Annotated in this window: 21 protein-coding genes and 1 pseudogene; 12 read left to right on the top strand and 10 right to left on the bottom strand. The window is 55.8% G+C overall.

Annotated features, from left to right (window positions below):
• Positions 1-77: 77 nt before the first annotated feature.
• Complete coding sequence (locus ACUTSU_RS13445) at positions 78-272, bottom strand: hypothetical protein (protein WP_261093122.1); 195 nt, start codon at positions 270-272, stop codon at positions 78-80.
• Here ACUTSU_RS13445 and hda point away from each other — a divergent pair.
• Positions 188-889, top strand: a complete 702-nt coding sequence (hda, locus tag ACUTSU_RS13450) for a DnaA inactivator Hda (RefSeq protein ID WP_026142482.1) — start codon at positions 188-190, stop codon at positions 887-889. The two genes, ACUTSU_RS13445 and hda, sit on opposite strands and share 85 nt — an antisense overlap.
• A 51-nt stretch (positions 890-940) precedes the next feature.
• Here hda and arsC read toward each other — a convergent pair whose 3' ends face one another.
• Together arsC and ACUTSU_RS13460 are read right to left on the bottom strand one after the other, a co-directional pair.
• Positions 941-1,294, bottom strand: a complete 354-nt coding sequence (gene arsC, locus ACUTSU_RS13455; RefSeq protein WP_445651836.1) for an arsenate reductase (glutaredoxin) — start codon at positions 1,292-1,294, stop codon at positions 941-943.
• A gap of 20 nt (positions 1,295-1,314) precedes the next feature.
• Positions 1,315-2,778 (bottom strand): beta-barrel assembly-enhancing protease, encoded by a 1,464-nt coding sequence (locus ACUTSU_RS13460; RefSeq protein ID WP_445651835.1) that lies wholly within the window; start codon positions 2,776-2,778, stop codon positions 1,315-1,317.
• A 350-nt stretch (positions 2,779-3,128) separates the two neighbouring features.
• Between ACUTSU_RS13460 and ACUTSU_RS13465 the strand changes: the two genes are divergently transcribed.
• On the top strand, positions 3,129-3,671 hold the full coding sequence (locus ACUTSU_RS13465) for an RrF2 family transcriptional regulator (protein ID WP_445651834.1): 543 nt from the start codon (positions 3,129-3,131) through the stop codon (positions 3,669-3,671).
• Between the two features lie 148 nt (positions 3,672-3,819).
• Positions 3,820-5,028: an NAD(P)/FAD-dependent oxidoreductase gene (locus tag ACUTSU_RS13470; protein WP_445651833.1), complete on the top strand. Its 1,209-nt coding sequence runs from the start codon at positions 3,820-3,822 to the stop codon at positions 5,026-5,028.
• A 38-nt stretch (positions 5,029-5,066) separates the two neighbouring features.
• Here the strand turns inward: ACUTSU_RS13470 and ACUTSU_RS13475 are convergent, their stop codons facing one another.
• On the bottom strand, positions 5,067-5,528 hold the full coding sequence (locus ACUTSU_RS13475; protein WP_445651832.1) for an Lrp/AsnC family transcriptional regulator: 462 nt from the start codon (positions 5,526-5,528) through the stop codon (positions 5,067-5,069).
• A 194-nt stretch (positions 5,529-5,722) separates the two neighbouring features.
• On the opposite strand from ACUTSU_RS13475, the gene ACUTSU_RS13480 reads away from it, so the two are divergent.
• Positions 5,723-6,340 carry a LysE family translocator gene (locus tag ACUTSU_RS13480; protein WP_445651831.1) on the top strand — a complete coding sequence of 206 codons (618 nt, stop codon included), beginning with the start codon at positions 5,723-5,725 and terminating at the stop codon, positions 6,338-6,340.
• A gap of 165 nt (positions 6,341-6,505) precedes the next feature.
• Positions 6,506-7,576, top strand: a complete 1,071-nt coding sequence (locus ACUTSU_RS13485) for an AI-2E family transporter (protein WP_445651830.1) — start codon at positions 6,506-6,508, stop codon at positions 7,574-7,576.
• 43 nt (positions 7,577-7,619) lie between these two features.
• On the opposite strand, the gene bcp is transcribed toward ACUTSU_RS13485, so the two are convergent.
• Both bcp and ACUTSU_RS13495 read right to left on the bottom strand, forming a co-directional pair.
• On the bottom strand, positions 7,620-8,084 hold the full coding sequence (gene bcp, locus ACUTSU_RS13490; RefSeq protein ID WP_012146223.1) for a thioredoxin-dependent thiol peroxidase: 465 nt from the start codon (positions 8,082-8,084) through the stop codon (positions 7,620-7,622).
• 2 nt (positions 8,085-8,086) lie between these two features.
• A complete protein-coding gene (locus ACUTSU_RS13495) occupies positions 8,087-8,692 on the bottom strand; it encodes a glycine cleavage system transcriptional repressor (RefSeq protein WP_206194290.1) in 606 nt (201 codons plus the stop codon).
• A 110-nt stretch (positions 8,693-8,802) separates the two neighbouring features.
• Here ACUTSU_RS13495 and dapA point away from each other — a divergent pair, with 110 nt between their 5' ends.
• The 6 genes from dapA (at position 8,803) to ypfH (ending at position 15,927) form a co-directional block, all read left to right on the top strand.
• Positions 8,803-9,684: a 4-hydroxy-tetrahydrodipicolinate synthase gene (gene dapA / locus ACUTSU_RS13500; protein WP_445651829.1), complete on the top strand. Its 882-nt coding sequence runs from the start codon at positions 8,803-8,805 to the stop codon at positions 9,682-9,684.
• A gap of 16 nt (positions 9,685-9,700) precedes the next feature.
• Positions 9,701-10,753: an outer membrane protein assembly factor BamC gene (bamC, locus tag ACUTSU_RS13505; RefSeq protein WP_445651828.1), complete on the top strand. Its 1,053-nt coding sequence runs from the start codon at positions 9,701-9,703 to the stop codon at positions 10,751-10,753.
• Positions 10,754-11,160: 407 nt separating this feature from the next.
• Complete coding sequence (purC, locus tag ACUTSU_RS13510; RefSeq protein WP_261431845.1) at positions 11,161-11,874, top strand: phosphoribosylaminoimidazolesuccinocarboxamide synthase; 714 nt, start codon at positions 11,161-11,163, stop codon at positions 11,872-11,874.
• A gap of 167 nt (positions 11,875-12,041) precedes the next feature.
• Positions 12,042-12,908: a KPN_02809 family neutral zinc metallopeptidase gene (ypfJ, locus tag ACUTSU_RS13515; RefSeq protein ID WP_445651827.1), complete on the top strand. Its 867-nt coding sequence runs from the start codon at positions 12,042-12,044 to the stop codon at positions 12,906-12,908.
• A gap of 199 nt (positions 12,909-13,107) precedes the next feature.
• Positions 13,108-15,120, top strand: a complete 2,013-nt coding sequence (locus ACUTSU_RS13520) for a tRNA(Met) cytidine acetyltransferase TmcA (RefSeq protein ID WP_445654283.1) — start codon at positions 13,108-13,110, stop codon at positions 15,118-15,120.
• Positions 15,121-15,237: 117 nt separating this feature from the next.
• Positions 15,238-15,927 carry an esterase gene (gene ypfH, locus ACUTSU_RS13525; RefSeq protein WP_445654284.1) on the top strand — a complete coding sequence of 230 codons (690 nt, stop codon included), beginning with the start codon at positions 15,238-15,240 and terminating at the stop codon, positions 15,925-15,927.
• Positions 15,928-15,955: 28 nt separating this feature from the next.
• Here ypfH and ACUTSU_RS13530 read toward each other — a convergent pair whose 3' ends face one another.
• From ACUTSU_RS13530 to ACUTSU_RS13545, 4 genes are read right to left on the bottom strand one after another with little or no spacing between them, the layout of a single operon-like run.
• Positions 15,956-16,141 carry a YpfN family protein gene (locus tag ACUTSU_RS13530; protein WP_135317516.1) on the bottom strand — a complete coding sequence of 62 codons (186 nt, stop codon included), beginning with the start codon at positions 16,139-16,141 and terminating at the stop codon, positions 15,956-15,958.
• 2 nt (positions 16,142-16,143) lie between these two features.
• Entirely contained in the window at positions 16,144-16,818 is a 675-nt protein-coding gene (locus tag ACUTSU_RS13535) for a M15 family metallopeptidase (protein ID WP_445651825.1), read from the bottom strand.
• A complete protein-coding gene (gene dapE, locus ACUTSU_RS13540) occupies positions 16,815-17,942 on the bottom strand; it encodes a succinyl-diaminopimelate desuccinylase (protein WP_445651824.1) in 1,128 nt (375 codons plus the stop codon). Before dapE ends, ACUTSU_RS13535 begins: the two co-directional genes overlap by 4 nt.
• Positions 17,939-18,325 (bottom strand): ArsC family reductase, encoded by a 387-nt coding sequence (locus ACUTSU_RS13545; protein WP_445651823.1) that lies wholly within the window; start codon positions 18,323-18,325, stop codon positions 17,939-17,941. The genes dapE and ACUTSU_RS13545 overlap by 4 nt, the downstream gene beginning before the upstream one ends.
• On the opposite strand from ACUTSU_RS13545, the pseudogene ACUTSU_RS13550 reads away from it, so the two are divergent.
• Positions 18,315-18,611: pseudogene (locus tag ACUTSU_RS13550) on the top strand (recombinase family protein); the annotation flags it as partial. The gene ACUTSU_RS13545 and the pseudogene ACUTSU_RS13550 sit on opposite strands and share 11 nt — an antisense overlap.
• Between the last annotated feature and the right edge of the window lie 6 nt (positions 18,612-18,617).

Here is an 18,617-nt window from a genome sequence, read left to right on the forward strand (position 1 = left end):
TTCGCCTTTCTATACTAGGATAAGTCTTGGATAAAATACAAATTTCACCCACTCTGTCCGGGCGGAATTTGGTTTTCTCAGGCGCCGTTGTTCACTATTGCGGCATAAAATCCAGCCGGTTCAACAGCACCCATTTTCTGTGGTAGACTGACCGCGTTTTCCTGCCAGTTTTGGTTGAGGTGCTTTTCTGAATACGCCGGCACAGCTTTCACTGCCACTTTATCTTCCCGATGATGAAACTTTTGCCAGTTTTTATCCGGGGGAGAACCCATCCCTATTGAGCGCGATCCAGTCTGCCGTTCGTCAGGAACATGGCAGCTATATTTATTTCTGGTCACGTGAGGGCGGTGGGCGCAGCCACCTGTTGCATGCGTCCTGCGCGGAGCTTTCGCTGCGTGGCGAGGCCGTAGGCTATGTGCCACTGGATAAGCGAGCCTATTTCGTTCCTGAAGTCCTGGACGGCATGGAGCAGCTGGCCTTGGTGTGTATCGATAATATCGAATGCATTGCCGGTGATGAAGAATGGGAAATGGCCATATTCAATCTCTACAACCGCATTCTGGAAACCGGCCGTACGCGCCTGTTTATTACCGGCGATCGTCCGCCACGCCAATTGAATCTCCATCTGCCTGATTTGGCTTCACGCCTGGACTGGGGGCAGATCTACAAATTACAGCCGCTGTCGGATGAAGAGAAACTGCTGGCTTTGCAACTACGCGGCAAGCTGCGTGGTTTTGAATTGCCGGAGGACGTGGGGCGTTTCCTGCTGAAGCGGTTGGATCGCGAAATGCGCACGCTGTTTATGACATTAGACCAACTCGATCACGCTTCGATCACCGCACAGCGCAAGCTGACTATCCCGTTTGTGAAAGAGATCTTGGGGCTGTAACCGGTTCATTTCTATCATTTGGGGCACCATAATTAGTGCCCACTATCACGTTTACAGAATTTCCAGCACCTGCTCTGGCGGCCGGCCGATACGTGCCTTGTTGCCGTTGACCACAATGGGGCGTTCGATCAGCTTCGGATTCGCCACCATCGCCGCTAACAACTGGGCCTCGCTCAGGCCTTCATCCGCCAGCTTCAATTCCTTGTACAGATCTTCTTTTTTGCGCATCAGCTCGCGCGCTGAGGTGAACCCCAGCTCCTTCAGCAGTTTTTTCAACTGCTCCACCGACGGTGGTGTCTCCAGGTACAGCACCACTTCAGGGGTTACGCCATGCTGTTCCAGCAGTGTCAGGGTTTCGCGGCTCTTGGAGCAGCGCGGGTTGTGGTAAATAGTGACGTTTTTCAATTAACTCATCCTTTTCAAAATCAGCTACGCTGGTACTGGCGGAAACGCTCCTGCAATTGGCGCAACTGGTCGATGCGCGCATCATAACGCGCCTGTTTCAGACTGCCGAGTTTTTGCAATGAGCTGGCATTGCTGAGCAGACCTATGGCCTGATCGAGACGGCCGGTTAGCGCCAGGCTTTCAGCGCGGGCGGAAAGTTCTTCATCGCGCAACCCCTGCGCGGCGCTGGCCTGGGCCAGTAGATCCCAGGCATTGGGATCATCAGGGTGGGCGAAGGTATAACGGTTAAGAATTTTCGCTGCCTGAGCCGGCTGGTTGCCTTCAACATAGGCGTTAGCCAGGTTGAGCTGCAGCACCGGATTGTTGCTTTGGGCCGCATTTGCGGCCTGCAGACGGGCGATGGCCTGCGGCGCACGTTTCTGGCCGAGGTCGATGTCGGTCATCAGGTCGAGCAGCCAGACGTTTTTTGGATCTTGCGTCAGCAGCGGCTGAATGATGTTACGGGCGTCGTCATATTTTTTCGCCTCATAGAACAAAATGGCGCGGCCATACTTGGCGGCAGCCTGTTCACGGATATTGCCTTTGCTGTAGGTATCGAGCAGTTCTTCGCGCAGGCCGTAACCTTCGGAGCTGTACATCCCCAGAGAACGCACTTTGGCCATCAGGTAATCCTGGGTGGACTGCACCAGATGCTTGGGCATCTGGTTGGCGCGGTTGCGTGCGTCAGACAGGCGGCTGTCAGGCAATGGGTGGGTCAGCAGCATTTCCGGTGGTTTTGATGCGTAGCGCGACTGGTCAGACAGTTTTTGCAAGAAGTCAGGCATCGCCTCTGGATCAAATCCGGCACGTTGCAATACCTGAATGCCGATGCGGTCGGCTTCCTGCTCGTTTGACTGGGTAAAACTGATCATGCCCTGTTGGGTACCTGCCAGGGTACCGCTGAGCGCCGCCATGCCCATGGTAGGGTTCGCCATCGCCAACAGGATTGAACCGAGGGCGCCGACCCAGGTCAGCGGCGCGTTGCGTTGCTGGTCTTCCATTGCCCGCGCCAGGTGGCGTTGGGTCACGTGTGAGATTTCATGCGCCAGCACCGAAGCCAGCTGGCTTTCGTTGTCGGTTTCGCGGAACAGGGCGGAATGCAGCACTACGTTGCCGCCGAAGAAGGCGAAGGCGTTGATTTCGTCGTTACGTACCAGAGAGAAATGGAATGGCGTACGCACCGAATAAGCGCTTGCCACCAGCCGATTACCCAACTGGTTAATATATTGAGTCAGCAACGGGTCATTGATCAGCGGTGCGCTGGCGCGAAGCTGACGCACGTAGAAATCCCCCATCGCCATTTCCTGGCCAATGCTTAGGGTACCGCCCGCAGAGGTGCCCATATCCGGCAGTTGATCCTGGCTTTCCGCCAGTACCGGCGCCGTGGCGTTGAGCGTGCCAAGTAACAGTACTGCAATCGCTGTTTTGGTCAACCGGGTGGTCATAGTCAGGCGTTTCCCCTTAAAGAGTCATTTCTAAGACGTCAGCATCACCTAAGAGTTCTTGTTCCCTGCCGGACTCGCCAAAGCAATCAGTGCGAAAGTGTGTTGGCTCACAAAAATGCATGCGTTGCGGCGGCCGGTTGGCAGCTAACATCATAGTCAGCTGGATGCGACAATGAAACTTCTGTTCGGTAATATTCGACCAGAAATGCTTTATTTTTCATTTCTCAATATTGCCATTCGGGTCGTCAAGATAAAACAAAGATAAAGTTTGTCTGCGTTTTAATTGACAGAGTAAACGTGGACTAATATAGTCTGTGTTATTGAATTCATAGGTGCACCTCAAACCCAATATGGCTTACATCACTACCAGCGTTGAATATGGCATCCACTGTCTGCTTTGGTTAGTCGGCGATAATCAGCGCGCGCTCAGCAGCCGTGAACTTGCCGAACTGCAGGGGATCTCACCGAGTTTCCTGGCCAAAATTTTCCCCAAGCTGGAGAAAGCGGGGATCGTCACTGCGAGCGAAGGCGTGCGCGGTGGCTATCGGCTGGCCCGCCCGGCGGATGAGATCACTTTCCTGGAGGTCATTGATGCCATTGAAGGGCACAAGCCATTGTTCGATTGCCAGGAGGTACGCGGCCGTTGCGCGGTTTTTGACGACAGCCCGCCAGACTGGGCGGTGTCCGGCAAGTGTGCGATCCATGCCGTGATGCTGCAGGCCGAAAAGGCCATGCGTGATGCACTGGCGGTACAAACTCTGGGGGCGGTCGCCACGCGTTTCGGGCGCAAGGCGCCAGAGGGATTCTTTGGTGAGGTCAACCTGTGGATGGATGAACGCATGAGCGAACGTACCACCCGCAGCGGCAAAGCGGCCCGCACCAAGCCTAAATAATTTCTCAGCAGTTTCTCTGATTCTTTTTTCCCGCCTGTGTGCCATAGGCGGTAGCCCTTCTGCACCCTTTTGACAGGTGGCGGAACGGCGCCACTCGCCCGGAAAATAGTACGGGCATCTGATTAAACCTGTAGGAAGGAGTTATTCCATGACACAAAAAATAGTGATCGCCGGTTCTGGTTTTGCTGGTTTTTGGGCTGCAGTTTCCGCCATGCGAGCGATAGCACTGGCTGGTAAGGAGGGGGAGATTGAAGTGACGATGGTTTCGCCGACACCGAATGTCACCATTCGCCCAAGGTTGTATGAAGCGGTGCTGGAGAACATGAGCCCGGATATTTCGGCGCAGCTTGCCGCTATTGGTGTTCACCATTTGGCCGGTTTGGTTGAGCAGATAAACAGTGAAAACCAGACGCTAGTGGTTGCCAGCGCTACGGGGCAGAAGCTCCGGTTGGATTATGACCGGCTGGTGTTGGCGACCGGCAGCCAGCTTTCTGTTCCTCCGGTTGCCGGCTTCGCCGAACACGGGTTCAATGTGGATACGCTGCAAAGCGCGCAGCGACTGGATGTTCATTTGAAGGCATTGGCAGCACAACCGGAAACGCCGGCGCGTAATACCGTGGTAGTGGTAGGCGGCGGGCTCACCGGGTTGGAAAGCGCGTCCGAAATGCCAATGCGCCTGCGTGCGATTCTGGGCAGTGAAGCGGACATCCGCGTGGTGATTGTCGATACTGCAGCAGAAGTAGGGGCGGGTATGGGGGCCGAACCTGGCATCGTGATCCGCCAGGCGTTGGAAGAATGTGGTGTTGAATCAAGGGCCGGGATGCGCGTTACGGCGATCGATGCCGACAGCGTTACTTTGTCGAATGGTGAGCGTATTGCCGCCAACACGGTGATATTGGCTGCCGGTGTACGGGCAAATCCATTGGTCGAGCAAATTCCGGGCGAGCGTGACGGCTCCGGACGCATTGTCGGCGACGCCTTCTTGCATGCTCCGGCGGCGAATGGCGTTTTCGTTACCGGCGATACGGTCAAGGCAGCGAGCGACGCGTTGGGTAACCATAACCTGATGACCTGCCAGCATGCGATGAGCCTGGGGCGCGTCGCCGGGCACAATGCCGCAGCGGAACTGGTGGGGCTGCCGCTGCACCCTTACAGTCAACCCAAGTACGTGACTTGCCTCGATCTCGGGGCCTGGGGAGCGCTCTACACCGAAGGTTGGGATCGCCAGGTGCTATTCACGCGCGCAGAGGGCAAAAAGATCAAACAGGAAATCAACACCCAGTGGATCTACCCACCGGCAGCGGATCGCGAGGCGCTGTTTGCCGTCGCCAATCCAGATTTTGTGATTGTCCCTTAAGCCTTAAGTATCCAACGGGAGCGGAAACGCTCCCGTTGTTATGTCCCCAGAGGTAAAAAGGAGCGCTCAGGCACCACGGTTTTCATTACCAGCGTGGAACTGAGGCGCTGAACGCCAGGCAGGGCGGAGAGCTTCTCGTCATACAGCTGCTGGAAAGCGGGCAGATCGCGGGAGATCACATGCAGCAGGTAATCGGGGTCACCGAACAGCCTTTGCGCCTGCACCACCTGAGGAATATCGATCATTGCATCCTCAAAGGTGGCTACGGCGTGGCGATCGCCTTCTCTCATGGTGACGAAAACCAATGCGGAAAAGTTAAACCCCAGGCTGGTGGGTTCAAGCTGGGCGCGATAGCCCCTGATCACCCCTGATTCTTCCAGAGCCTTCACCCGGCGGTGGCAGGGCGAAACGCTAAGACCGACACGTTCGGCCAGCTCGGTGACAGAAAGTCGCCCATCCGCTTGTAGTTCAGCAAGAATTTTGCGGTCTATCTTATCCATTTAGAAAAATTTCCCCGAATTTGTAGTTTTCAGGCAAGTAATTGGCAGCACATTTTAACGCCCTAAAGATATTCTTTCCAATAATTAAGTGGCCGGGGCCGATCGCACTTAACGCGGTTTGCAGGCCCCTATGATGAGGAAAGTCAGGTGAAAATACGTGCAGCAGAGCAACCTCGTCAGTGGAGCAATCTGTCATGACGCCGGCCATTTTTGCCGCCTTCTGGGCAGTTTCGATTCTGTTTGTCATCACGCCGGGCATGGATTGGGCATACGTGATATCGGCGGGCATACGCGGCAGGGTGGTAGTGCCGGCAGTCGCCGGATTATTGTTCGGGCATCTGCTGGCCATTGCGGTAGTGGCGGCCGGTGTCGGCGTGTTGGTTACCGGTAACCCGCTGATCCTGACGGTACTCACCGTCGTGGGGGCATCCTACCTGCTGTGGATCGGTATCAATCTGCTGTTAAATCCTCCGGTTCCCAATGCTGCGGAGAAACAGAGTTCAGATTCATGGATGCGCTGGGCGGGCAAAGGGGTTTGCATCAGTGGCATGAATCCAAAGGTCTTTCTGTTATTTCTGGCTCTGTTGCCGCAATTCACCGATCCGCATGCCCTGTGGTCGATTCCGACGCAGATCCTGGCCCTTGGCCTGCTGCATCTGGTCAGTTGTGGACTGGTTTATCTGCTGGTGGGTTATGGCTCGCAGTCAGTATTGCAGACGCGCCCACAGGCGGCACGGGTGGTCAGCCGCATCTCCGGTGTCGCGATGACCCTCATCGCCGTTGTCTTGTTAGCTGAACAGGTGCTTAAATGAGGGCGAATATTTAGAACGATTCGACAGTGATAGCTGGATGGCAAATGGCCAGCATGGTACAACGATACGCTTGAACCCCGGTTCGTACCGGGGAGCAATAAGTTAAAAATATCCCACCACAGGAACCGCAATGCCTGCCAGTCAAACCTCTAGGAGCACTCTCTGATGCTGGAGATGTTATTACAGTGGTACCGTCGTCGTTTTACCGATCCGCAAGCCATCGCGCTGTTGGTGATCCTGGTTGCCGGCTTCCTCATCCTCTATTTTCTGCATGGCATTCTGACCCCGCTGTTGGTGGCGATAGTGCTGGCGTACCTGCTGGAGTGGCCGACCGCACGCCTGCAGCGTATCGGTTGTTCGCGTAGCTGGGCGGCGAGCATGGTGATGATCATGTTTGCCGGCATCGCGATGCTGTTGGTATTTGTGGTGGCACCCACCGCGTGGCAGCAGGGCATCAACCTGATGACCGATCTGCCGGGTATGCTTAATCAGTTTTATAACTTTGCCGCGACGCTGCCGAAGCGTTATCCGGCGCTGGTGGATGCTGGCATCATCGATATGATGGCGGAAAACCTGCGTGGACGCCTGTCGGGGATGGGCGAGTCGGTAGTGAAATTCTCCCTGGCTTCCCTGGTCGGGCTGCTGACGCTGGCGATTTATCTGATCCTGGTGCCGATGATGATGTTCTTCCTGCTAAAGGACAAAGAGCAAATGCTCAACGCGGTGCGCCGTGTGTTGCCGCGTAATCGCGGGCTGGCCGGGCAGGTGTGGATCGAGATGAATCAGCAGATCACCAACTATATTCGCGGCAAGGTACTGGAGATGGTGATCGTCGGCATAGCGACCTATCTGGTGTTCGTTGTGCTGGATATGCGCTATTCGCTGCTGCTGGCGGTGCTGGTCGGTGTCTCGGTGCTGATCCCCTATATCGGTGCGGTGCTGGTGACCATTCCGGTGGTGGTAGTGGCGATGTTTCAATGGGGTATCGGTGCCGACTTCTGGACGCTGATCGTCGCCTATCTGGTGGTGCAGGGGCTGGATGGCAATCTGCTGGTGCCGATTCTGTTCTCGGAGGCGGTTAATCTGCATCCGCTGGTGATTATTTTGTCGGTGATCATTTTCGGCGGATTGTGGGGTTTCTGGGGCGTGTTCTTTGCTATCCCGCTGGCGACCCTGGTGAAGGCTGTCATTCACGCCTGGCCGGACGAACTGCGGGTGGAAACGGAAGTGGAATAAGCGGGAAAACCGAAGCGCAGCAGGTCGCTGCGCTTCGGTTCAATTATTGCTGAAGATAGCTCAGAACGATGTCGTGATGATTGGTGGTCTTGAAATCATCAAACACTTTTTCAACCTTGCCTTTGCCGTCGAGCAGGAAGCTGATGCGGTGAATACCATCATAGGTTTTGCCCATAAAGGTTTTCTCACCCCAAACACCGAACTGCTGTGCTACCTGATGATCCTCATCAGATAACAACGTGAAGTTTAACAACTCTTTCTCGGCAAAACGCGACAGCTTCTCTGGTTTATCCGTGCTGATGCCCAGAACTTCGACACCTGCTTTTTTCAGTTCATCCATGTTATCCCGCAAACCGCAGGCCTGTACGGTACAGCCCGGCGTCATCGCCTTGGGATAAAAATAAACCAGTACTCGTTGTCCCTGGAAGTCGGCCAGATTAATTTCCTCACCGTCCTGGTCAGGTAAACTAAAGTTTGGCGCTGTGTCACCGGCTTTCAATGGGGTCATCACTACTCTCCATCTTTCTCATCATGCTGTGGATAGTTCACAACGCTAATACTGCCTTGTGCTTTCAATTCTGTACATAGGCGATGAAAGGCTTGCTCAATATTTGATGCATCGGCGTTGCCAGGGCTGTGTGCGGTGATCTGGATATGAAGCTGGGGGGGCAGGTCGCTTTCAGCCGGTTGGGTGCGCGACACCAGCTCGGCAATGTTCATCTGGCTGGAGTGGAACAGATCGGTAAAACGCTCAATGATATGCGGGGAATCTTTCACCTCCACCTGCACCCACACCGTAGCCGGCATCGGCGGCCTCTCGTGCGAGTTGGTGCGCTTCATCACAATCAGCAGTTCCAGCTCCGCCCCTTTTTGCGGCAGGGTAGATTCAATCAGGGTAATGGCGTTCCAGCTACCGGAAAGCAGCATGATGAACGTGAACTCCTCACCCAGCATGGCCAGACGGCTATCTTCGATATTGCATCCGCAACTGCTGACGTGGCGGGTGATGGCATTGACGATCCCTGGGCGGTCGGTACCGAGCGCGGTAATCACGAGATAGTGTTCATCTGGCTTAGGCAAAATGGAGCTTCCTGTCGTGCACAATGGGGTTACCATGGTAAACATAAAAAAAACCGCCTGCCAAGCGCTTACAACGCCGTTGTTTGCTTGCTTTTGGATAGGCAGCAAAAGTACCATGAGTGACTTGTTTGCGGAGGGGACGGTCAATGTTTACGGGAAGTATAGTTGCACTGGTTACGCCGATGGACGACACAGGTGCTGTCGATCGCGCGAGCCTAAAAAAATTGATTGATTATCATGTAGCCAGTGGAACTGCGGCCATCGTTTCCGTAGGGACTACCGGCGAGTCTGCAACGCTTGCCCATGACGAGCACGTTGACGTGGTATTGCAGACGCTGGAACTGGCCGCAGGCCGTATTCCGGTAATTGCCGGTACTGGCGCCAACGCCACCGCTGAAGCCATTTCGCTGACCCAGCGCTTCGAAAATAGCGGCGTAGTGGGTTGCCTGACGGTCACGCCTTACTACAATAAACCGACTCAGGAAGGGCTGTATCAGCACTTCAAGGCCATTGCCGAAAGCACCGCGCTGCCACAAATCCTCTATAACGTGCCTTCTCGCACCGGGTGTGACATGCTGCCGCCGACGATTGCGCGCTTGGCAAAAATCAAGAATATTGTTGCTGTTAAAGAGGCAACAGGGAACTTAAGTCGTGTAAGTCAGATCCAAGTGCTGGTTGATGATGAAGATTTCATTTTGCTGAGCGGCGATGACGCCAGCGGTCTGGATTTCATGCAACTGGGTGGCAAGGGTGTGATTTCCGTGACGGCCAATGTGGCTGCACGTGAAATGGCGCAACTTTGCGCGCTGGCAGCACAGGGCAACTTTGCTGAGGCACGCCGTTTAAATCAACGCTTGATGCCGTTGCATCAGGACTTGTTTGTAGAAGCAAACCCAATTCCGGTGAAATGGGCCTGTAAGGCATTGGGATTGATAGCAACCGATACGATGCGTCTGCCTATGACGCCGTTGACCGACGCTGCCCGTCCGATCGTTGAACGCGCGTTGAAAAGCGCCGGTTTGCTGTAACTCTAAGGGAAATTTGATGGTTTATTCATTGCAAAAGTCGACGGTAGCAAAAGTCGTAGGTATTTCGCTGGTTATGATGCTGGTCGGTTGTACCACCGACCAACGCTACAAACGCCAGGTTAGCGGCGATGAGTCTTACCTCGATGCGTCGGTGCTCAAGCCACTGAACGCACCCGCAGGTATGATCCTGCCGGTGCAAAGCGGTAATTATGATGTTCCGGCCACCACGCTGAAAGGCGGCGTCGGCAAGCAACTGGATATTCGTCCGCCGGTACAGCCACTGGCATTGCTGAGCGGCTCACGCGCGCAATATGCAGGCGACAGCGGTACGTTACTGTTGGAAAACAGCCCGCAGAACCAGAACCTGTGGTCACGCGTGGTCAGCATGATGCAAGCGAAGAACATAGCGATAGCCTCACGTCAGGACGCCGGTCAAACGCTGACCACCGACTGGGTGAAGTGGACCCGTCTGGATGAAGACAACCAGTACGAAGGCCGCTACCAGATCAGCGTACAGCAGCAGGGTTACCAGCAGGCGCTGGTGGTGAAAACCGTCGGCCTGCAGCAGCAGGGCAAAACCGATCCGGTGACCGACCCATCCGAAGTGCAGCGCTACAACGGTATGATGATGAACACCATCGTCGAAGGCCTGGACAAGCAGGACAACCTGGCGAGCAACCAGTCAGCCAACCGTTTCGGTGCGCTTGACGTGCAGAGCGGCGCGGATGATACCGGCCTGCCAATGTTGGTCGTGCGTGGTCCGTATACCGTGGTGTGGGATCGCCTGCCAGCGACATTGGAAAAACTGGGGATGAAAGTGGGTGACCGCAGCCGTCCGCAGGGCACCGTCGCCGTGACCTACAAATCCCTGAACAGCAGTGACTGGGATGCGTTGGGCGTCAAGGATCCTGAACTGAAAGAAGGCGATTACAAACTGCAGGTAGGTGATTTGAACAACCGTACCAGCCTGCAATTTATCGATCCTAAAGGGAAGCCATTGACCCAGTCGCAAAACGACGGCCTGGTTGCGGCATTCCAGTCAGCATTCAGTAAAACCAGCGTTAAATAATCGAAAAGGGGCTACGGCCCCTTTTAGGTTGCTGACAAAGCAGGAAAAAGCGTGGTTTTTCCTGCTTTGTGGTGAGCAGCCGAAAATCAATAAATTGATTTTCCTGATTTTTGTTTATCGGCCTCTACTCGCTCTGGGCAGGAATGAGGTTTGTCATCAGTCTGAAAGGGGCTACGGCCCCTTTTTTCTTTAATGGTTACGGTATCGTTTGCGTCGCAGATTTGGCACAATATACCCATCATTCTTGAAGCTACAGCTGTGTTGGCTGCGTGCACTCACCCCGGTCACTTACTTGAGTAAGTGACCGGGGACTCCTGCCCTTGCCGCCTTGCTGTAACTCCAATTATTTTGGGTATATCACGCCTGTGTGTTTAAGCGTTTTTAAAATTTTTTTTGGAGTAAGTGAGATGCAAAAAATAGCTGAGCTGTATCGCGGAAAGGCAAAAACCGTCTATACCACTGAAAATCCTGATCTGCTGGTGTTGGAATTCCGCAACGATACGTCAGCACTGGATGGTCAGCGCATTGAGCAGTTTGATCGCAAAGGCATGGTGAACAACAAGTTCAACCATTTCATCATGAGCAAACTGGAAGAGGCCGGCATCCCGACGCAAATGGAACGCCTGCTGTCAGACAATGAAGTGCTGGTGAAGAAGTTGGACATGGTGCCGGTAGAGTGTGTGATCCGCAACCGTGCCGCCGGTTCACTGGTGAAGCGTCTGGGCATTGAAGAAGGCCTGGTACTGAACCCACCGCTGTTTGACCTGTTCCTGAAAAACGATGAAATGCACGATCCCATGGTCAACGAATCCTATTGCGAAACCTTTGGTTGGGTGAGCAAAGAGCACCTGGCGCGCATGCGTGAGCTGAGCTACCAGGCCAACGACGTGTTGAGCAAGCTATTTGACGACGCAGGCCTGATCCTGGTCGACTTCAAGCTGGAGTTTGGCTTGTTCAACGGCGAAGTGGTACTGGGTGATGAATTCTCGCCGGATGGTAGCCGCCTGTGGGACAAAAACACCCTGGACAAGATGGACAAGGACCGCTTCCGCCAGAGCCTGGGTGGCCTGATCGAAGCCTACGAAGAAGTCGCTCGCCGCATCGGCGTCAAACTCGACTAAGCGTTTTCTCGCTATACGGGGTCTCTCCGGCCCCGTCTATTATCTTTACTTTCCCCGCCGTCTATTCCCGTTTGCCTGCATTTCCAGAAAAATTCTACATTTCCTTTGCCGCTGAGCATTTATAATGATCTACGTAACATGACAAAAACCTAATCTGGAGTTTACTTATGCGTTGGCAAGGGCGTCGGGAAAGTGACAATGTTGAGGATCGTCGCGGGCAGTCTTCAGGTCTGGGTGGCGGTGGCGGCGGTTTCCGCGTGCCTCGCGGCAAAGGCGGTATCGTTATTCTGGTGGTAGTGTTGGTGGCCGGCTATTACGGCGTCGATCTTTCACCGCTGTTGAACGGCGGGGATGTGAGCCCGCAAACTCAGCAACAGAGCGCCAGCATCAGTCCAAAAGACGATGAACTGGCCAAATTTACCTCGGTGGTGCTGGCTTCTACCGAAGATAACTGGAAAGAAGTTTTCCAGCGCATGGGTAAAACCTATCAGCCACCCAAGTTGGTGATGTATCGCGGCGTAACGCGTACCAGCTGCGGCACCGGTCAGGCGGCGATGGGGCCATTTTATTGCCCGGGCGACAAAACGGTATATATCGACCTGTCGTTCTATCAGGATATGAAAACCAAACTGGGTGCCGGCGGTGACTTCGCCCAGGCCTATGTGGTGGCGCACGAGGTAGGCCACCATGTGCAAAACCTGCTGGGCATTGAGCCTAAAGTGCGTCAAATGCAGCAGGGTGCCAGCCAGGTAGAAGTGAATCGTCTGTCGGTGAAAATGGAACTGCAGGCAGACTGCTTTGCCGGCGTTTGGGGTAAATATGCCGAGAAACAGCAAATGCTGGAAGAGGGCGACCTGCAGGCGGCATTAAACGCTGCGCAGGCGATCGGCGACGACCGTTTGCAGCAACAAGGTCAGGGGCGCGTGGTACCGGACAGCTTTACCCACGGGACCTCACAGCAGCGCTACACTTGGTTTAAGCAGGGCTTCGACAGCGGTGACCCTAACACCTGCAATACCTTCGCATCCCGTTAACATGCATGCCGGAGCCTGACTCCGGCATGATGTTGTTGATAAAGTGGGGAAAGCGTGGTTTTTCCTCACTTTGTGGCTATCAGCCGAAAATCAATAAATTGATTTTCCTGGGTTTTTAGTTTGTGAATACTGACATTCCAACTTTCCGTTGGGGGTGTCAGCGGTCTGGGCACTTTTTTAGCTCTGGGTCTGGATACTGATGTTACATGCAATGCAACAACTTATGCAGCAGCAGGGCATCAGACGCCTGCTGGTGCTCAGTGGCGAGCCGCAATGGTGCCGCCAGCAAGCACACTGGTTGGCGACAACCCTGCCGGGCGACTGGCCTTGGGTGGGGGAAAACCCGCCCAGTGGCATGCAGTCGCTGGCCAGTGGTGCGGTACGGACATTGCTGGGACAGGAGCGATGGCATGCAGTGTATGACGCGACCGATGGTTTGGATGTTGAAGCGCTGGCCGCGCTGGCCGGTACGCTGCGAGCCGGCAGTTGGTTGTTGCTGTTAACGCCACCCTGGCAGTCCTGGCAGCAACAGCCGGATAGCGACAGCCTGCGCTGGAGCGATTGCCCCCAGCCGATCACTACCCCGAATTTCATTCACCATCTGCAGCAACACTTGGCAGCGGACAGCGAAGTCACGCTCTGGCGACAGGATGAACCGCTAACGTTGGCACCCTTGCCAGTACGCCCGCAGTGGCAAGCACCCAATGGCCAACCGACTTGCGAGCAGCAAGCGTTGTTGACGCAATTACTCGACGCCGAGCCAGGCGTTTGGGTGCTGACCGCCGCCCGTGGGCGCGGCAAGTCAACGCTGGCGGGGATGCTGGTGGCCAACACGCCGCTCACCTGCTGGCTCACCGGGCCCAGCCGAGCGGCTACCGAGGTTGCTGATGAATGGGCGCAGGGCCGCGCGCAATTCTGGGCACCGGACGCGCTGCTGGCCCATTGTCGCGAACATGATGTCAGCGACGTGGATTGGCTGTTGGTGGACGAGGCGGCGGCGATCCCCGGCCCGTTATTACAGCAGTTGGTTAACCATTTCCCCCGCATTCTGCTGACGACCACGGTACAGGGCTATGAAGGCACCGGCCGGGGTTTCTTGCTCAAGTTTTGCGCCGGGTTGCCTGAGTTTCAGCCGCTGGAGCTGCAGCAGCCCATGCGTTGGGCGCCGGGTGATGCGCTGGAGCGTGTCATTGATAACGCGCTGCTGTTCAACGAACTGCCGCCGTGGCAGGCGATGAATCAGCCCGTCAGTATCACTGGGGCGGAACAAAGGGCGCTGTGTGCCGATCCCCAACGATTAATGCGGTTTTACGCCCTGTTGAGCAGCGCCCACTACCGGACTTCACCGCTTGATTTGCGGCGCTTGATGGATGCACCGCGTATGCATTTTGGCCTGGCGCAGGTTGAAGAAGAGGTCGTTGGCGCGCTGTGGCTGGTAGAAGAAGGCGGCCTGAGTGTCGAACTGGCACATGAAGTCTGGGCCGGCAGGCGACGACCACGTGGCAACCTGGTGGCCCAATCGCTGGCAGCGCACGGTGGCCAGTGGTGGGCACCGACGCTGCGTTCGCGGCGCATTACCCGCATTGCGGTATTACCCGTTATGCGTCAGCAGGGCATCGCCCGCCGCCTGATTGAGCAGCAGCGTCAGCAGGCACAAGGGTTGGATTACCTTTCAGTCAGCTTTGGTTACACCGAGCCGCTGTGGCGCTTTTGGCAGTCCTGTGGTTTTGAGCTGGCACGCATCGGCAGCAAGATCGAGGCCAGCAGCGGTTGCTACAGCGTCATGGCCATTCTGCCCTTGAGCGAGCAGGGTGAGGCGCTGCGTCATGCGGCGCATAAGCATCTGGCGCGTGATTGGCGCTGGTTGCAGCCGCGCATCGATCTGCAACTGGAAATCATCGGTGACGACGGCGACACCCGGCTGGGTGAAGACGACTGGCGTGAACTGGCCGGTTTTGCCTTCGCTCACCGGCCGTTGGAGGCCAGTCTGGGGGCGCTGCAACGTTTACTGTTAGCCAGCCCTATGCCACTGCCCGCACTGCGGCTGCATCTGCAACAGCAAACGACGGCGGCAGGTTGCGTGGAACTACTTGGCTTCAGCGGCCAGAAAGCCTTGCTGCGTCGCTGGCGACAAGAGACGGGAATGGCGCTTGAACAGCTCGATGCGCAGCATTGCCTGCGCTGGCACAACTGGTCGCAATCGTTGGAATAAATTGAAGGTGTTGCTCAATAAAACCCGATTTTCCTGAATTCTCAGCGGCGTATAGTAGCTGACAGGAACCCGGGCAGCAGGCGCCGGGCAGAATTTGATCAACACGAGGAGTCACCGATGAAACATGAGCATTTTGTTGTACAGAGCCCGGCAACCCCGGCTCCGCAGCTGATCCTGCTGTTTCACGGTGTTGGCGATACCCCGGTGGCGATGGGCGAGATTGGCAGTTATTTCGCCAAAGACTTCCCGCAGGCGCAGGTAGTCAGCATTGGTGGCCCTTTTGCCTTCGGTAACGGTGGCGGTCGTCAGTGGTTTTCGGTGCAGGGCGTGACCGAAGAAAACCGTGCAGGGCGCATTGCTGAAGTGATGCCGAAGTTTATAGAAACCGTGCGTTACTGGCAGCAACAAAGTGGCGTGAATGATGCAGGTACCGCGCTGGTCGGTTTTTCCCAGGGCTCAATCATGGCGCTGGAAGCCTTGAAAGTTGAACCCAGACTGGCCGGCCGCATCGTGGCTTTCAGCGGGCGCTTTGCCGGTTTGCCTGATAAAGCGTTCGGTGACAGCGTGGTGCATTTGATCCACGGCGAGCAGGACGGGGTGATTGCGGTGCAACATGCCAGGGCGGCGGCGGAGCGGCTGCAGGCTATCGGCGTCGATTTCACGCTGGACGTGGAAGAAGACGTGGGGCATGCCATCAATCAGGGCATGATGAATGACGCTCTCGAGCGGCTGCATTACTACGTCCCGCAACGCTACTGGGACGAAGCGATGTTTGGCAAGCGCGGCGATTTGGTCGCCTTTAAATAAACTTCAGGGCGCTTAATGCGCCCTGAAATCATTTTTTCTTCGGCCAGTCGTCGTCGGCATCCCACTCGGCGTTGTTATCGCGGTGCGGTGGCAGCTCCGGCTTATCGGCCAGATAGCGTTTTACGTCAACGCGGCGTAGCTCTTTGATCCCACTGATAATCATCCCGACCAGAATCAGCAGGATAATCCACCAATAATCTGCTAACCATTCCATCTTCACTCCTTCCCTTCAGGGCGTATAAAACGCGAAAATATCGATGGCAAATGCTCTTCAAGCCATTGGGCACCGGCGACGTCCTTATTTTTCCAGACCCTAAGCAGCAGCTCTGGCGTCAGCAGATGCTCGGCTTCAAGCGCCAGCGGACGGTAACTCAGATGCCAGGGCTCTACCGCCACGCCGTCACCCTCTTCGGTGAACGGACGGTAAAAACCAAATTCGGCCATATGTTCCGTCATCCACTGATTGAGTGGATAAAAATAGCCGCCTTGCTCGTATTCCCAAGGCTCCAGTTGCAGCTTTTGCCCGGCAGGCAAGAGCGAAGGGTCGTAGACATCCAGGTCACTGCCCCAGTGATGGCGACTGGCGCCCGGCAAGGCCGACCAGCGCAGGATCGCTTCGCAACGTTCGCCAGTGGACAGCAGCGCGATGTCGATTGGCTGACTGTCTTTATCTAATACTGGGCGCTCGCCGCAGAATTTTCCATTCCAGATCGCCTGTTGCCGGCCAAAATCACGAAATGTGCTGGCGGGCTGCAGATCAAACCCGGCCTCCAGTGCCGCCTGCTGCATGGCGAGGAACGCAGCCACCGCGGCGGGCTGCAGCCGGTGGTTACCGCTCAGCGGTGCCAGATGCTCGGTTGAGCACCCGGTCAACATTTCTGGCGTGATCATGCGACCAATTGCTCCATGATGCGTTGGTACATACGGCTCAGCAGTTGCAAATCGGCCGCGTGCACGCATTCGTTGACCTTATGGATAGTCGCGTTGACTGGCCCCAGCTCAACCACCTGCGCCCCCATCTGGGCGATAAAGCGGCCGTCTGAGGTGCCCCCGGTGGTCAGCAACTGCGGCGTCAGCTCAGAGTAGTGTTCGACGGCGTTAACTACGGCATCCACCAGCGCACCACGTGCAGTCAGGAAAGGCTGGCCCGACAAACGCCATTCGATGCTGTAGTTCAACTGATGGCGCTCAAGCAGTTCTTCTACGCGCTGTTTGATCGTCGCATCGGTCGATTCGGTACTAAAGCGGAAGTTGAACTGAACGAACATCTCGCCAGGGATCACGTTGTTGCTGCCGGTACCGGCCTGCACGTTAGCAATCTGCATGCTGGTCGGCGGGAAGAATTCATTGCCGTGGTCCCACTCGATCGCCACCAGCTCATTGAGGGCCGGCATGGCGCGGTGCACCGGGTTCTCCGCCAGATGCGGATAGGCAACGTGGCCCTGAATGCCGTGAATGTGCAGGTTGGCGGTGATCGAGCCGCGACGCCCGTTCTTCACCACGTCGCCGACGCGTTCGGTACTGGACGGCTCGCCGACCAGGCAATAATCCAGGCGCTCGTTGCGCGCCATCAGCGCTTCCACCACTTTCACCGTGCCATGGGTCGCGCTGGCTTCTTCATCGGAGGTGATCAGGAATGCCAAACGGCCCTGATGATGCGGGTTGGCCGCGACGAAACGTTCGGCTGCCACGACCATTGCCGCCAGCGAGCCTTTCATGTCTGCCGCGCCACGGCCATACAGCATGCCGTCGCGGATGGTCGGCTCAAACGGCGGGTTGTCCCAGCGTTTTTCGTCGCCGGTCGGCACTACGTCGGTGTGGCCGGCAAACGCCAGGGTTTGGCCTTCGCCACGCCAGGCCCAGAAATTCAGGGTATCGCCGAAAGGCATCGGCTCAACGGTAAAACCAATGGCTTTCAGACGTTCGATCATCAGTGCCTGACAGCCTTCATCGTGCGGGCTGAGCGATGGGCGCCTGATCAATTGTTGAGCCAGTTCGATAACCGGGCAAATCATGCTGCCACCTCGGAAATAAATTGCTGGTAGCCTTCGGCACTGAAGCCGAGCAGGGCGTGCCCATTGCCGTCGTCCAGCAATGGGCGTTTGATGATTGCCGGCTGTGCCAGCATCAGCGCGATGGCGGCATCTGCATTATTGCAGGCGGTGCGCTGCGCTTCATCCAGCTTGCGCCAGGTGGTACCGCGGGTATTGAGCAGCGGTTCCCAACCGAGACGTTCGACAAAGCCGCGCAGTTGCTGTTCGTCCAGCCCGTCGGCGCGGTAGTCGTGAAATTGATAAGCCACACCCTGTTCTTCCAGCCAGCGGCGTGCTTTTTTGATGGTGTCACAATTTTTGATGCCGTAGAGCTTAAGCAAACTTTTTTGAGCATTGTCTTTCATAAAAAAATGTTACCTCTATATCAGGGTAAGTTCAGAGCAACAGGTATCCGGCGATGGCCTAAACTGTCAGGAATCACTGCTCATCAAGTATTTTGAAGATAATGCCCCAGTGCAGGATTTCGATCCAGACTACGAGCTAATTATCGATGAAGGGCGTTCAGCATTCAAAGCCGAACATTTGCATGAAAGTGCAGGGTTAGGACGATTTTTCAAGCGTGTTAATGATGGTGACATAGCGAAAGGCTCGGTACTCATCGTTGAAAGTCTCGATCGGTTCTCTCGCGAAAACCCT

Source organism: Serratia sp. NA_13 (assembly GCF_052691735.1).